The following is a 14,163-nucleotide window of genomic DNA, read 5'->3' on the forward strand; positions in this document are numbered from 1 at the left end:
CGACATGATAAAAAGGATCTCTTTTGATGAAGCAGTATTTCGAATGGGCGCAAGAAATCCGCCATCTGTCCGAAGAGCAGGTTGAAGCGCTTTACCAGCGCTACCTCAATGGCGAAAAAACTGCTGACTTGATCGATGAGTACAAGCTCGCGGACACAGTGCGCAGTGTGCTGAAAGTGTTGCCACCGATTGTCAGCGCCGACCTGAGATGCCCATATTGCGATTTGCCGATGTGGATGCGCCGGCCTGCCCGCGGCACCCCGGTTTCCCTGCGCAGCGCTTACAAATGTGTGAATTGCGAGCATCAATACTTCACCGCCGGTTTTGGCTCGCGACGCAACGTGTGTGGTTGTGATGCCTGTGTCCGGCTGCGCAAACAGCAAATCGCCGATCAGGCCGAACGTGACCGCAGCGATCTAGCCATGCGCTACGGCACACCACGCCCACCCGTGCCCTTTACCAGTCTTGGATTCCAGCAAAAACTTGCTCTGCTGGCGTTACTGGATGACGGCGGCCAAGGCGCAGGCGAACGCATTGCCGCGCTTGATGCTGAACTCAGAGGAGAAAAGCTCACGTCCACTGACACTTTCAGTGAGGAGTTGGTGAAAGGCCTGCACGAGGCGGGCGCCTTGCAGGTCGATACTGCATCGGACATTCGGGCGTTCAATCGGGCCGACGATTTCAGCATCAGCACTTATTCGACCATTTACTGGCAAGCCAACGTCGCGCTGGACGAAGGCGTGCGCTGCACGCGCGATACGCTCTACCTGGCGCTGTACGAAGAGTTGTCCGGGCCTGTGCTGCCAGGATGGAAACGTGAGTTGTATGCATTGATCTTCAGGCTCGCGCGGGAGGAATCGATTCAATACGTTCACTTGCTGGCCAATCAGGTCGGTATGGCGTTCACCGCCGAAGCCCGCGCCGACTCGGTGATCGGCACTTTGCTGCAGAACTTCTCGGTCAGCCAGATCTACTACTTCGCCAGAGTGGCGGTGAAAAGTGCAGCACACTTCTATGCCACCGGAAATTCCAAGGGCCGCACTCACGCCTCGAACACCATTCCGCGCAACATGCAGAGCACCGCGCAACTCGCCTTGGCGGAGAACTGGCGCAAGGACAGCTACCGCGATTCGCGCGTGCCGCAGCCGGCCATGACCCGCCTGCTTTACGATGTCGTGTTCAAGGATAGCGGCGCCGGTTTTTCCAAGTCGCCGGGGCTGTTCTGGCGAGACGAATTTGTGCCTCGGTTTCTCACAGGCTCGCCGATCGCCGCGCCGCAATTCGACCATCCGCAGCTGTTCTGCCGCGAGTGCGACTCCAGCAACATCGACGCCAGCATGGATAAATTGACCCTGCAGATGCAGTGCTACGACTGCGCCACTGTGAGCAAATTTCGCGCTTACGAAGAGTTGCCCGACTGATCCGCGTCAACCGCTGACGCTGAACCCGATGCCACGCTCAAGGTCGATAGAACGGCCTTGGGCGTTTTCGTTTCTGGATATGTACCAGCGCAAGGACTGCTTCTGGCACGCATGTACCGTAAAAACGGGCATTCAGACCAGCATTTTGCGCCACGACTGCTAGTGTTTACCGGTGCCAAACCCTCGGTTTACGTGCCAATGACCGAATATGTCGCAGCACCGCAAGCAGACACATTGTCGCACCCTTTAAGCTGCGCAACGGATGAGCACCCGTAAAGGCATTGTCGGCACCGCTGGCAGTCGCTTTTGCAGATGCCCATTCAATGGAAGGTGAATGTGACCTGAGTGTCCCGTCCAGCTTCACCCACCTGTCACCCTGTTTCCTCTGCCCGAGAATCAGGAACAGGGCGACACAGGCCCCGAAAGGGGTGTTGCACGCGACGCTTTCCATCAATAACAAGCTTAAGCGGAGTACCACAGATGGCGTTCTTCACCGCAGCCAGCAAAGCCGACTTCCAGCACCAACTGCAAGCGGCACTGGCGCAGCACATCAGTGAACAGGCACTGCCACAAGTGGCGCTGTTCGCTGAACAATTCTTCGGCATCATTTCCCTGGACGAGCTGACTCAACGTCGCCTCTCCGACCTCGCTGGCTGTACTCTTTCCGCGTGGCGCCTGCTTGAGCGCTTCGATCACGCGCAACCGCAAGTGCGCGTTTACAACCCTGATTACGAGCGTCATGGCTGGCAGTCGACCCACACCGCGGTCGAAGTGCTGCACCACGACCTGCCATTTCTGGTCGACTCGGTCCGCACCGAGCTGAATCGTCGCGGCTACAGCATCCACACCCTGCAGACCACCGTGCTCAGCGTGCGTCGTGGCAGCAAGGGCGAACTGCTGGAAATCCTGCCGAAGGGCAGCACCGGCGAAGGCGTGCTGCATGAGTCGCTGATGTACCTGGAAATCGACCGCTGCGCCAACGCGGCCGAACTGAATGTGCTGAGCAAAGAGCTGGAACAGGTTCTCGGTGAAGTCCGCGTTGCGGTCGCCGATTTTGAGCCAATGAAAGACAAGGTGCAGGAAATCCTCGCCAAGCTCGACAACAGCGCGTTTGCCATCGATGCCGATGAAAAGAACGAAATCAAAAGCTTCCTCGAATGGCTGGTGGGTAACCACTTCACCTTCCTCGGCTACGAAGAATTCGTGGTCACCGATCAGGCCGACGGCGGCCACATCGAATACGACCAGAACTCCTTCCTCGGCCTGACCAAACTGCTGCGCACCGGCCTGACCTACGAAGACCTGCGCATCGAAGACTACGCCGTTGCCTACCTGCGCGAACCGACCCTGCTGTCGTTCGCCAAGGCTGCGCACCCGAGTCGTGTACACCGTCCGGCCTACCCGGACTACGTGTCGATCCGTGAAATCGACGCCGACGGCAAAGTCATCAAGGAACACCGTTTCATGGGCCTGTACACCTCGTCGGTGTATGGCGAGAGCGTGCGGGTCATTCCGTTCATCCGCCGCAAGGTCGAAGAAATCGAGCGTCGCTCCGGCTTCCAGTCCAAGGCTCACCTGGGCAAGGAACTGGCGCAGGTTCTCGAAGTATTGCCGCGTGATGACCTGTTCCAGACCCCGGTCGACGAACTGTTCACCACCGTGATGTCGATCGTGCAGATCCAGGAACGCAACAAGATCCGCGTATTCCTGCGCAAAGACCCGTACGGTCGCTTCTGCTACTGCCTGGCCTACGTGCCGCGCGACATCTATTCCACCGAAGTTCGCCAGAAGATCCAGCAAGTGCTGATGGAGCGCCTGAAGGCCTCCGACTGCGAATTCTGGACCTTCTTCTCCGAGTCCGTGTTGGCCCGCGTGCAGTTGATTCTGCGTGTCGATCCGAAGAACCGCATCGACATCGACCCGGTTCTGCTGGAAAAAGAAGTCGTGCAAGCCTGCCGCAGCTGGCAGGACGATTACGCCGCACTGACCGTCGAAAGCTTCGGCGAAGCCCACGGCACCAACGTGCTGGCCGACTTCCCGAAAGGCTTCCCGGCCGGCTACCGCGAGCGTTTCGCTGCGCATTCGGCCGTGGTCGATATGCAGCACCTGCTGAGCCTCAACGAAAAAAATCCGCTGGTGATGAGCTTCTATCAGCCGCTGGGCCAGGTCTCCGGCCAGCGCGAGCTGCATTGCAAGCTGTACCACGCCGACACCCCGCTGGCGCTGTCCGACGTGCTGCCGATTCTGGAAAACCTCGGCCTGCGCGTTCTGGGTGAGTTCCCGTACCGTCTGCGTCACACCAATGGCCGCGAGTTCTGGATTCACGACTTCGCGTTCACTGCCGCTGAAGGCCTGGATCTCGACATCCAGCAACTCAACGACACCCTGCAGGACGCTTTCGTCCACATCGTTCGTGGCGAAGCCGAGAACGATGCGTTCAACCGTCTGGTCCTGACCGCCGGCCTGCCATGGCGCGACGTGGCGCTGCTGCGTGCTTACGCGCGTTATCTGAAGCAGATTCGTCTGGGCTTCGATCTGGGTTACATCGCCAGCACCCTGAACAACCACACCGACATCGCTCGCGAACTGACCCGGTTGTTCAAGACCCGCTTCTATCTGGCACGCAAACTCAGCGACGACGATCTGGAAGACAAGCAGCAGCGTCTGGAGCAAGCGATTCTGACTGCACTGGACGATGTTCAGGTGCTCAACGAAGACCGCATCCTGCGTCGTTACCTCGACCTGATCAAAGCCACCCTGCGTACCAACTTCTATCAGACTGACGCCAACGGCCAGAACAAGTCGTACTTCAGCTTCAAGTTCAACCCGCACGCGATCCCTGAACTGCCGAAGCCAGTGCCGAAGTTTGAAATCTTCGTTTACTCGCCACGGGTTGAAGGCGTACACCTGCGCTTCGGTAACGTTGCCCGTGGTGGTCTGCGCTGGTCCGACCGTGAAGAAGACTTCCGTACCGAAGTCCTCGGCCTGGTAAAAGCCCAGCAAGTGAAGAACTCGGTCATCGTGCCGGTGGGCGCGAAGGGCGGCTTCCTGCCGCGTCGTCTGCCACTGGGCGGCAGCCGTGACGAGATCGCGGCCGAGGGCATCGCCTGCTACCGCATCTTCATCTCGGGCCTGTTGGACATCACCGACAACCTGAAGGACGGCGCGCTGGTTCCGCCGGCCAACGTCGTGCGGCATGACGACGATGACCCGTACCTGGTAGTGGCAGCGGACAAGGGCACTGCAACCTTCTCCGACATCGCCAACGGCATCGCCATCGACTACGGCTTCTGGCTGGGTGACGCGTTTGCGTCCGGTGGTTCGGCCGGTTACGACCACAAGAAAATGGGCATTACCGCCAAAGGCGCGTGGGTTGGCGTACAACGTCACTTCCGCGAGCGCGGCATCAATGTTCAGGAAGACAGCATCACCGTAGTGGGCGTCGGCGACATGGCCGGTGACGTGTTCGGTAACGGCTTGTTGATGTCTGACAAGCTGCAACTGGTCGCGGCCTTCAACCACATGCACATCTTCATCGACCCGAACCCGAACCCGGCGACCAGCTTCGTCGAGCGTCAGCGCATGTTCGACCTGCCGCGTTCGGCCTGGACCGACTACGACACCAGCATCATGTCCGAAGGTGGCGGTATCTTCTCGCGCAGCGCGAAGAGTATCGCGATCTCCCCGCAGATGCAGGAACGCTTCGACATCAAGGCTGACAAGCTGACCCCGACCGAACTGCTGAACGCCTTGCTCAAGGCACCGGTGGATCTGCTGTGGAACGGCGGTATCGGTACTTACGTCAAGGCCAGCACTGAAAGCCACGCCGATGTCGGCGACAAGGCCAACGATGCACTGCGCGTGAACGGCAACGAACTGCGCTGCAAAGTCGTGGGCGAGGGCGGTAATCTCGGCATGACCCAACTGGGTCGTGTGGAATTCGGCCTGAATGGCGGCGGTTCCAACACCGACTTCATCGACAACGCCGGTGGCGTGGACTGCTCCGACCACGAAGTGAACATCAAGATCCTGCTGAACGAAGTGGTTCAGGCCGGTGACATGACCGACAAGCAACGCAACCAGTTGCTGGCGAGCATGACCGACGAAGTCGGCAATCTGGTGCTGGGCAACAACTACAAGCAGACTCAGGCCCTGTCCCTGGCGGCGCGCCGTGCTTACGAGCGCATCGCTGAGTACAAACGTCTGATGAGCGACCTGGAAGGCCGTGGCAAGCTGGACCGTGCCATCGAGTTCCTGCCGACCGAAGAGCAACTGGCCGAGCGTATTGCTGAAGGCCACGGTCTGACCCGTCCTGAGCTGTCGGTGCTGATCTCCTACAGCAAAATCGACCTCAAAGAGCAGCTGTTGGGCTCCTTGGTGCCGGACGACGATTACCTGACCCGCGACATGGAAACGGCGTTCCCGCCGACCCTGGTCAGCAAGTTCTCCGAAGCCATGCGTCGTCACCGTCTGAAGCGCGAGATCGTCAGCACCCAGATCGCCAACGACCTGGTCAACCACATGGGCATCACCTTCGTGCAACGACTCAAAGAGTCGACCGGCATGAGCCCGGCGAACGTCGCTGGCGCTTACGTGATCGTGCGTGACATCTTCCACCTCCCGCACTGGTTCCGTCAGATCGAAGCGCTGGACTATCAGGTTTCCGCTGATGTGCAGCTGGAGCTGATGGACGAGCTGATGCGTCTGGGTCGCCGTGCCACGCGCTGGTTCCTGCGTGCCCGTCGCAACGAGCAGAACGCTGCCCGTGACGTCGCGCACTTCGGTCCGCACCTGAAAGAGCTGGGTCTGAAACTCGACGAACTGCTGAGCGGCGAAATCCGTGAAAACTGGCAGGCGCGTTATCAGGCGTACGTCGAAGCCGGTGTGCCGGAATTGCTGGCGCGTATGGTGGCGGGCACCTCGCACCTGTACACGCTGCTGCCGATCATCGAAGCTTCCGACGTGACTGGCCAGAACCCTGCCGAAGTGGCCAAGGCCTACTTCGCCGTGGGCAGTGCGCTGGATATCACCTGGTACCTGCAACAGATCAGCGCACTGCCGGTTGAAAACAACTGGCAAGCCCTGGCCCGTGAAGCGTTCCGTGATGACGTCGACTGGCAGCAACGTGCGATCACCATCTCCGTCCTGCAACAGGGCGACGGCACTCAGGACGTGGAAGCACGCCTGGCGCTGTGGATGGAACAGCACGAAAGCATGATCTCGCGCTGGCGCGCCATGCTGGTGGAAATCCGTGCGGCGAGCGGCACGGACTACGCCATGTATGCGGTGGCCAACCGTGAGCTGCTGGATCTGGCGTTGAGCGGGCAAGCGGTCGTGCCTGCAGTCGCTGCGAATGCCGAGCTTGAATTGGCGTAAGTAGTGGCTGAATGAAAAAGCCCCGGTGTCGTGAGATGCCGGGGCTTTTTTCTTGCAAGCGGTTTGTTGATTGAGCTGTTCGCGCTTAAGCGTATGGCACGCTCGAAGTCGGGTAATCGACATTACGCTCGAGAATGTCCAGCTTGAACGTCACCGACTCGCCCGGTGCATCGCCATACGTGTAGACGTGTGGGTCTTCGCGCAATTGTCGATTGATGACGCCTGCATTTCGAGCCTTCAGATAGACAGTTGCCTGATTGTCTTGCAGGTTGTTGAGGGTAATGATTTTGTGTTCGTTGTTCAGAAGATTGAATGAAGTTGTGTTGCCACCGGCTGGCGGGAATGCGCCGAGGATGCGGACATTGTTCTTGCTGAAAAAGTGGCCGAAATACAGGCTGCTGCGGATCTGAATGTTGTAATAGTCGCCGTAGCAACGGAAGTAAGCCACGACATCGGGGATGGGCGCGCCGTTGTTTTGATATCGCGCCATGAATTGCAATCTGGAGTAGGCATGGGGGGTCGTCAATAGATTGCCCGATCCACTGAGTTCTTCAGCCGCAGGATGTTGGTCGAAGAACGTAATCTGCGCGTCGTTGCAGGTTATTTTTGCAATGAAGGAGTTTTCCTGGTTGTTGCTCATAATATTATCGTCCGATCCTTGGCGATGGTTGAATAAGTGCGAATGCCTGTTTGCATTCGCGGATGAACATTAATTGGGCGTGATGATGAAGTCCAAAAGGATTACATGTGGGGATATGTCGAGTGTGGGGGGGCTTTTGTGCCGCCATTGCGATCAGGCTCACGCCTACCGTTGGAACGCGCCCCCCTGTAGGGGTAAGCCTGCTCGCGATGACGCCCGTTGTATCAATACAACTTCTGACCTTGTTTACTCTCCAGCATCGACACGTTGTCCGCTGGTGTTTGCTGAGCCAACAGCAGTTGATCAGGTTCATTTGCTGTAACCCGGTCCGGTTAATTGCTTCGGGAAATAAAAAGGCCCAAATCCGCAATTTGAGCCCTTTTGTTTATGGCTGTTTAAACAGCCATCAGTTTTTCAGCGGGATCAACACTTGTTCATCCGGGGCCAGCACCATGAACACCAGCAACTTCGCCGGTTTGCTCTGGCTGGCATTTTTCGACACCAGATGCTCGGACCCGGCCGGTTCGTACCAGAACTGGCCCTTCTTGTAGGTGATCGCTTGTTCACCTTTGACCTGGGAAATCACTTCACCTTCGAGCACGTATGCCATCGCCGTACCGTCATGTTTGTGAGCGATGGAGGACTGGCCGGGTTTGTAGTCGACTTCGATCATCATGGCTTTTTTGCCGGGGGCGTTTTTCAGCATCTGCTCTTGCAGGACGGTGACTTTTTCTGACGGATCGTGGGCGAAGGCGGCTGAGGTGCAAAAGCTCAGGGCGAGGGCGGCGGCGAAGCAGGGCAGGGCTTTCATGGCGGGTTACCTGTGATGATCGGGGTGTTGGACATCACAGTAGTCCGCAAGGCTAAGCATTCAAACGGCCAATATTCGGGAAGATCAGGTGACCAATTCGGGTATTCCCAAAACCAAAAGATCGCAGCCTTCGGCAGCTCCTACACCGATCTCTGTAGGAGCTGCCGAAGGCTGCGATCTTTTGGTCTTGCTTCTAAACGATGGGGAAACTGTTGAAGTCGACGCTATTGGCCAACCGACTATCGATCAAGTCAATAAACCCCTGCGCCTCGGGCCGGTTGAAATGCGCCTGCATCGCCGCTTCCGAATGCCAGCGGGCACTGACCGTCCAGCGGTGGCCGTCCTCGGGGCAGCGGTCGACCAGGTAGGAATCGCAGCCCGGCGTTTCGCGCAGGGTTTCGACGATCTTCTGCAGTTGCTTGCCCAGTTCATCCGAGCGGCCGGCCGCAGCCTGCACCTGGACCGTATTGATCACTTCGTTGGACATTGCTCACACTCCTGAATCAGGCCGGACGAATCCTGCTCATTGAGGGATAACGCCTGTGCAGAATAGGCCTGCACCTGTCGATCACCAATAACCAATCGGCGGTTAATCGCCCAGACCAATCATTCAGGCAACTTGTTGCAGAATGTCGCGCAGCCGATCCAAGGCGATATCAATGTCGAGGGTTTCGATGGCGCCAAAGCCGAAGTACAGCCCGTTTTTCGGCGTTTGCTGGTAATAGAAACCGTTGATCGCATACAGGCCGACTTCGACCTTTTTCGCCAGTTCGATCACCAGCGGCAGGTCGATCGGCACCTTGCAGAACACCGTCATGTGGAACCCGGCACTTGGTGGCACCGCTTGCAGCCACGGCGAAAGATCGTCGGCCATGCGCGCCAGAATGCGTTCGCGGCGCTGCGCGTAAATGGTGTGGCAGCGGCGGATATGCTTGAGCAGGCAGCCCTCGGCGATGAACTTGGCCAGCGCCCATTGCGGCAGGGTTGAGGCGTGCAGGTCGGTGAGTTGCTTGGCGCGGATCACCGCTTCGAGAATCGCCGGCGGCAGAATCGCATAACCCAGGCGCAGCTCCGGCAGCAGGGTTTTTGAGAAGGTGCCGACGTAGGCGACGATGCCGCGCTGGTCGAGGTTGAACAGCGAATCGGTCGGCCGGCCCTCGTAGCGAAATTCGCTGTCATAGTCGTCCTCGATGATGATCGCGCCCAGCTCATAGGCGCGGGCCAGCAAGGCTTCGCGGCGTGCGTGGCTCATCGGCATGCCCAGCGGGAACTGGTGCGACGGCGTGACATAGATGAGCCGCGTGCCATCAGGAATGTGTTCAACCTGGATGCCCTCGGCATCTACCGGAATTCCCACCACCTCGGCGCCATGGGTGGCGAACAGCAAGCGTGCCGGCGGATAACCGGGATCTTCCATCGCCACCCGGCTGCCGGGGCTGATCAGCACGCGGGTGATCAAATCCAGCGCCTGTTGCGCGCCGTTGCACACCACGATGTCTTCGTCCTGACAGTTGATCCCCCGGGAAAAAGCGATGTGCCGGGCAATCGCATTGCGCAGCGCCGGCAAGCCCTCGGGCAGGCTGTAGAAACCCTTGGACTGCGTCATCTGCCGCAACGCGTGGGAGACGCAGCGGCGCCAGTCATCCTGCGGGAACTGACCCTTGCTGGTGGCGCCGCCGATAAAGTCGTAGCGCAGCGAACCTTCCAGCGTCGGGTGACGCAGAAACACCGGCAGATTGCGCCAGCTCTCGATCACCTCGGCGCCGGCCAATTCGCTGTGGCTTTGCTTGCGCTGGACCTGCGCCGGGCGTGCGTTGACGTAGGTGCCTTTGCCGATCACCCCGGTGAGGAAGTTTTCGTAAGTCAGTTGCGCGTAGGTGTCGGAAATGGTCTTGCGCGAGATGCCCAGTTGCTCGGCGAGCAGGCGGCTGGGTGGCAACTGTGTGCCAGCGGCCAGACGCCCGGATTCGATGGCCCCGCGCAGCTGCTGATACAACTGACCGGCAAGATCCTTGCGGCCGTTGATCACGACGTGAAGTTCCATACCGATGAGGCTCCCGAGGCTATTTGGCGTGCCCGCCAGATTACCGCTGTTGTTTGATTGGCAATAGTTGCCTACCCGAAAAACCGGAAATTGGCCCCAATCCCTGTAGGAGCTGCCGAAGGCTGCGATCTTTTGATGTTGTCTTTTGAAAAGCAAGATCAAAAGATCGCAGCCTTCGGCAGCTCCTACAGGGGGATTGGTGTTTGGCGGGGATTCAGTGGTGTAGCGGCTTTTCGTGGAATTGGGGCTGTAATGCATCGCTGTCGGGGTTTACGGTGAAGTCATTATTCCGTCTACCGAGACCTGCCCATGTCCCCGCGCCTGGATTACTACAACGCTTCGCCCAAAGCGATGAAAGCGATGATTGCCATGGAGGCGCTGACCGCCAACCTCAGTATCGAGCAGCCGCTGCTGCAACTGATCCGCATCCGTGCCTCACAGCTCAATGGCTGCGCATTCTGCACCGACATGCACTCGGTGGACGCGCGACGGGCCGGGGAGAGTGACCGACGTTTGTATGCGATTGCGGTGTGGCGCGACAGCAACTTCTTCAACCCGCGCGAACGTGCGGCGCTGGCCTGGGCGGAGGCGGTGACGCTTTTAGCGGAGAGCCGTGTGCCTGATGACGTTTATGAGCAAGCGCGCGAGCAATTCAGCGAAGGCGAACTGGTCGACCTGACCATGGCCGTGACCACCATCAACAGCTGGAATCGCCTTGCGGTGAGCTTTCGCCAAACCCCAAGCGATTGAAGATCAAAAGATCGCAGCCTTCGGCAGCTCCTACAGGGAAACGATCAAAATCCCATGTAGGAGCTGCCGAAGGCTGCGATCTTTTGATTTTGACGTTGCCTTAATTCGCCGGACGTTGCGGTTTCACCGAGGTGCCGAAGGTGTTGCCCATCCGCGTGCTGGTCGCGGCCGGCGTCGCGAGGCCAACCTGATTTGGCGCCCGTTTGTTCACCGGCACATTCAGCGCTTCTTTATTCTTCTCCGCCGCCGCCGCGCCTTCCGGGTTGTTGCCCATCTGCTGGCTCAAACAGTCGTAATTCGGCGCCTTGTAACCGCCGACTGTCACCTCGACACAGCCCAAGGGTTCCTCGGCATAAGCGCCCGACAGCGCCATCAACAACAGCCCGCCAAGGCTGAATCGCCACAGTGTATTCATGCTCGCCTCCTGGCCGGCCCGGAAGGGCCGCGCTATGGCTTGAGTCTAGTGCAAGCCTTGCGCAATTCCCGTGATGGTTTTTTTGCACCGCCCGTCACACCAGATTCATAAACAGCCCTCAGGATGACGATTTCCAAGGATTCGTCAGCCGTGCAGCGAGGCAATTCCACGGACGGTTTTCAGCGTTCAACGAGGCTTGTACGCCGGATGTGTCTGGGGTGGCTGCTTGGCTGTGCGGCGGGCCACGCCATGGCCGATGCGGTGCCGACGGACTTGCGCATGACGCTGCACATTCCGGCACAGGATCTGGCGCACGCGCTGGACCAGTACAGCCACGCCACTGGCGTTGCGGTGCTGGTCGACAGCCAGTTGAGTCGCGGTCGTCGCTCGCTGGCGGTGGACGGTGAATACACCGCCGCCGATGCCCTGCGTCGATTGCTCGGCGGCAGTGGTTTGATGGCACGTTATGCCCGGGACGATGCGTTTACCTTGCAAGTGGCGCAGGTCGAAGACGTGCCGGCGCCGCCACAAAAACAGACGCCGGAAAGCGTCGCGGTCAATCGCAGTTACGCCACGGCGGTGCAAGCGGCCATCGAGCGCAACCTGTGCCGCTCGCCGCTGACCCGTCCCGGCAGTTATCGCGCGGTGTTGCAGGTCTGGGTCGGCCGCGATGGCGTGGTGCAGCACAACCGGTTGGTCACTTCGACCGGTGATGTACGGCGCGACAACGCGCTGGTGGAGAGCTTTCGCAATCTCAGGATCGACCGGCCGACGCCCAGCGCCTTGCGTCAGCCGGTCACGTTGCTGTTGTTACCGGAGTCGTCAGGGAAACGCATGGAATGCACCAAATGGGAAGGAGTTTCCGGGGGATGAAAGACACCGGACAAGGTTCGATGGTCCAACTGTTCCTGACGTCCTACGAGGACTTTCGGGTGCGCCTGCGCAGGCGTCTCGGTTCGGAAGATCTGGCCAACGACGTGCTGCACGAAACCTACCTGCGGGTCGACCGCATGGAGACGCCGCCGAACGTGCTGCGGCCCAATGCCTACCTCTATCGCATGGCCCTGAACATCGCCGCCGACCGCCGCCAGGCCGATGCGCGCCTGCTCACCGGCGAGGAAGTCGAAGAGCTGCTGCAAATCGGCGACGAAGCCCTCGACCCGGCGCGGGTGGTGGGTGGGCAAAAGGAAATCCAGTCGCTGCTCAGTGCGTTGTACGAGCTGCCCGCACGGCGCCGGAAGATCTTCATCGCGGCGCGCCTGGAAGAAGCGCCGCATCTGGAAATCTCGCAGCGCTTCGGCATTTCCACGCGCATGGTCGAGAAGGAAATCAAAGCCGCATTGGGCTTTTGCGCCGCGAAACTGGAAAGAAAAGTGTTTCAGCGGTTCGGTCGCGGGGCCGGAAAACCGTCTTCTGAATAGTGTCCGATCAATTCGTTGAGAATCTGCGCGTTTGAACATCTTTCGACTGACACCTGCCGAGCCATCGGCGGCCGACCATCTGCACAGCGAAGCCCGCGACTGGCTGGTCCTGCTGACCTCCGGCCGCGCCACCGTGGCCGACGCCCGCGCATTGCGCGAATGGTGCGCGCAGAGTGCCGAACATGCGCGCGCATTCGAAGATGCCAAGCGGTTGTGGCAGCAACTGCAACCGGCCGTGGAGCAAATGCAGGCGCCACGGCGTTTCGGTCGCCGTGCCTTTCTCGGTGGGGCGATTGCCGCATCGGCGGCGTTTTTGCTGGTGCGCGGGACGATTCCTGGTGGTTTTGAAGGGCTGGGCGCTGACTACATCACTGAGGTCGGTCAGCAGCGTCGTTTCGAACCGGCGCAGGGTGTGAGCCTGGAGCTGAACACGCAGACGCGGATCAACCAGCGTGCAGTGTCTGACGGTGTGCAGGGTTTTGAGCTGGTCAGTGGTGAAGTTGAGGTGCAGACGGCACGGTTGCCGCTGGCGATGCAGGCTGGGGGAGGGTGGTTGCGGGCCAGTCAGGGGCGTTTCAACTTGCGTAACACTGATCAGCAAGTTTGCGTGACTTGCCTTGATGGGGCGGTTGAAGTGGATGTTGAGGGGCGTAGCTTGCGTCTTGAGCCGGGGCAGCAGGTGACCTACGACGCGCGGCAGGTTGGCAGTGTGCAGAGTGTCGACACGGCGGCGGTGATGAATTGGCGTCAGCAGGTGCTGGTGTTTAACGGCGCTACGCTGAGCCAGATGATTGATGAGATCAACCGGTATCGGCCGGGGATGTTGCTGTTGCTTAATCGTGAGCTTGGGCAGCGGCGGGTGCAGGCGCGCTTCAGCCTTGATCAACTTGCTGGCGTTGCGCTGCTGATTCGCGATGCTTATGGCGTCAAATGCACTGAGCTGCCGGGTGGTGTCGTTGTTTTGAGCTAGTGGGTTTGATTGGGTACATATCCGTTGCTGCGGTAACGGCGGCTTAGGGTTCCGCCCTTACGGCGGGTCACCTTTTCCAAACGCCGAAAAGGTAACCCAAAAGGCTTGCTCCTGCGTGCGGCCCGCTCGCTGAGGCTCGGGGTTCCTTCGCTCCGGGATCCATCCGGGCGCATCGCCTACGGTTTGCTTCGCTGCACCTCCTCTCGATGCATTTGGCTGCGCCAAACGGTCGCTGCGCTCCCACCCCCGGATGAATCCCTCCACTCAGCCTTCCGACGTCGCCCGTGGATCAAGATCAAGAGCTTTCGGCGAGCT

Annotated in this window: 11 protein-coding genes; 6 read left to right on the top strand and 5 right to left on the bottom strand. The window is 59.4% G+C overall.

From position 1 onward, the window contains the following. Positions 1 to 26: 26 nt before the first annotated feature. Positions 27 to 1,421, top strand: a complete 1,395-nt coding sequence (locus QZR14_RS24650) for a hypothetical protein (RefSeq protein WP_311997974.1) — start codon at positions 27 to 29, stop codon at positions 1,419 to 1,421. Positions 1,422 to 1,901: 480 nt separating this feature from the next. Continuing rightward, positions 1,902 to 6,797 (top strand): NAD-glutamate dehydrogenase, encoded by a 4,896-nt coding sequence (locus QZR14_RS24655; RefSeq protein WP_311997975.1) that lies wholly within the window; start codon positions 1,902 to 1,904, stop codon positions 6,795 to 6,797. Positions 6,798 to 6,882: 85 nt separating this feature from the next. Here the strand turns inward: QZR14_RS24655 and QZR14_RS24660 are convergent, their stop codons facing one another. The 4 genes from QZR14_RS24660 to pdxR form a co-directional block, all read right to left on the bottom strand. Beyond that, on the bottom strand, positions 6,883 to 7,287 hold the full coding sequence (locus QZR14_RS24660; protein WP_311997976.1) for a hypothetical protein: 405 nt from the start codon (positions 7,285 to 7,287) through the stop codon (positions 6,883 to 6,885). A 556-nt stretch (positions 7,288 to 7,843) separates the two neighbouring features. Continuing rightward, positions 7,844 to 8,248, bottom strand: coding sequence for a cupin domain-containing protein (locus QZR14_RS24665; RefSeq protein ID WP_311997977.1), 405 nt, complete (start codon positions 8,246 to 8,248; stop codon positions 7,844 to 7,846). 193 nt (positions 8,249 to 8,441) lie between these two features. Then, positions 8,442 to 8,735: a putative quinol monooxygenase gene (locus tag QZR14_RS24670; RefSeq protein ID WP_311997978.1), complete on the bottom strand. Its 294-nt coding sequence runs from the start codon at positions 8,733 to 8,735 to the stop codon at positions 8,442 to 8,444. A 123-nt stretch (positions 8,736 to 8,858) separates the two neighbouring features. Next, on the bottom strand, positions 8,859 to 10,292 hold the full coding sequence (gene pdxR / locus QZR14_RS24675) for a MocR-like pyridoxine biosynthesis transcription factor PdxR (RefSeq protein WP_311997979.1): 1,434 nt from the start codon (positions 10,290 to 10,292) through the stop codon (positions 8,859 to 8,861). 309 nt (positions 10,293 to 10,601) lie between these two features. Here pdxR and QZR14_RS24680 point away from each other — a divergent pair, with 309 nt between their 5' ends. Further along, positions 10,602 to 11,042 carry a carboxymuconolactone decarboxylase family protein gene (locus QZR14_RS24680; RefSeq protein WP_122599514.1) on the top strand — a complete coding sequence of 147 codons (441 nt, stop codon included), beginning with the start codon at positions 10,602 to 10,604 and terminating at the stop codon, positions 11,040 to 11,042. Positions 11,043 to 11,142: 100 nt separating this feature from the next. Here QZR14_RS24680 and QZR14_RS24685 read toward each other — a convergent pair whose 3' ends face one another. After that, complete coding sequence (locus tag QZR14_RS24685) at positions 11,143 to 11,457, bottom strand: hypothetical protein (protein ID WP_311997980.1); 315 nt, start codon at positions 11,455 to 11,457, stop codon at positions 11,143 to 11,145. Positions 11,458 to 11,664: 207 nt separating this feature from the next. Between QZR14_RS24685 and QZR14_RS24690 the strand changes: the two genes are divergently transcribed. Genes QZR14_RS24690 through QZR14_RS24700 form a run of 3 tightly spaced genes read left to right on the top strand, consistent with a single transcriptional unit; the run spans position 11,665 to position 13,848 of the window. Beyond that, positions 11,665 to 12,330: a secretin and TonB N-terminal domain-containing protein gene (locus QZR14_RS24690; RefSeq protein WP_311997981.1), complete on the top strand. Its 666-nt coding sequence runs from the start codon at positions 11,665 to 11,667 to the stop codon at positions 12,328 to 12,330. After that, entirely contained in the window at positions 12,327 to 12,878 is a 552-nt protein-coding gene (locus QZR14_RS24695) for an RNA polymerase sigma factor (RefSeq protein ID WP_007913935.1), read from the top strand. Before QZR14_RS24690 ends, QZR14_RS24695 begins: the two co-directional genes overlap by 4 nt. Positions 12,879 to 12,909: 31 nt before the next feature. After that, positions 12,910 to 13,848, top strand: a complete 939-nt coding sequence (locus tag QZR14_RS24700; protein ID WP_311997982.1) for a FecR family protein — start codon at positions 12,910 to 12,912, stop codon at positions 13,846 to 13,848. Positions 13,849 to 14,163 lie beyond the last annotated feature (315 nt).

The organism is Pseudomonas sp. rhizo66 (assembly GCF_031931925.1).
GTDB lineage: Bacteria > Pseudomonadota > Gammaproteobacteria > Pseudomonadales > Pseudomonadaceae > Aquipseudomonas.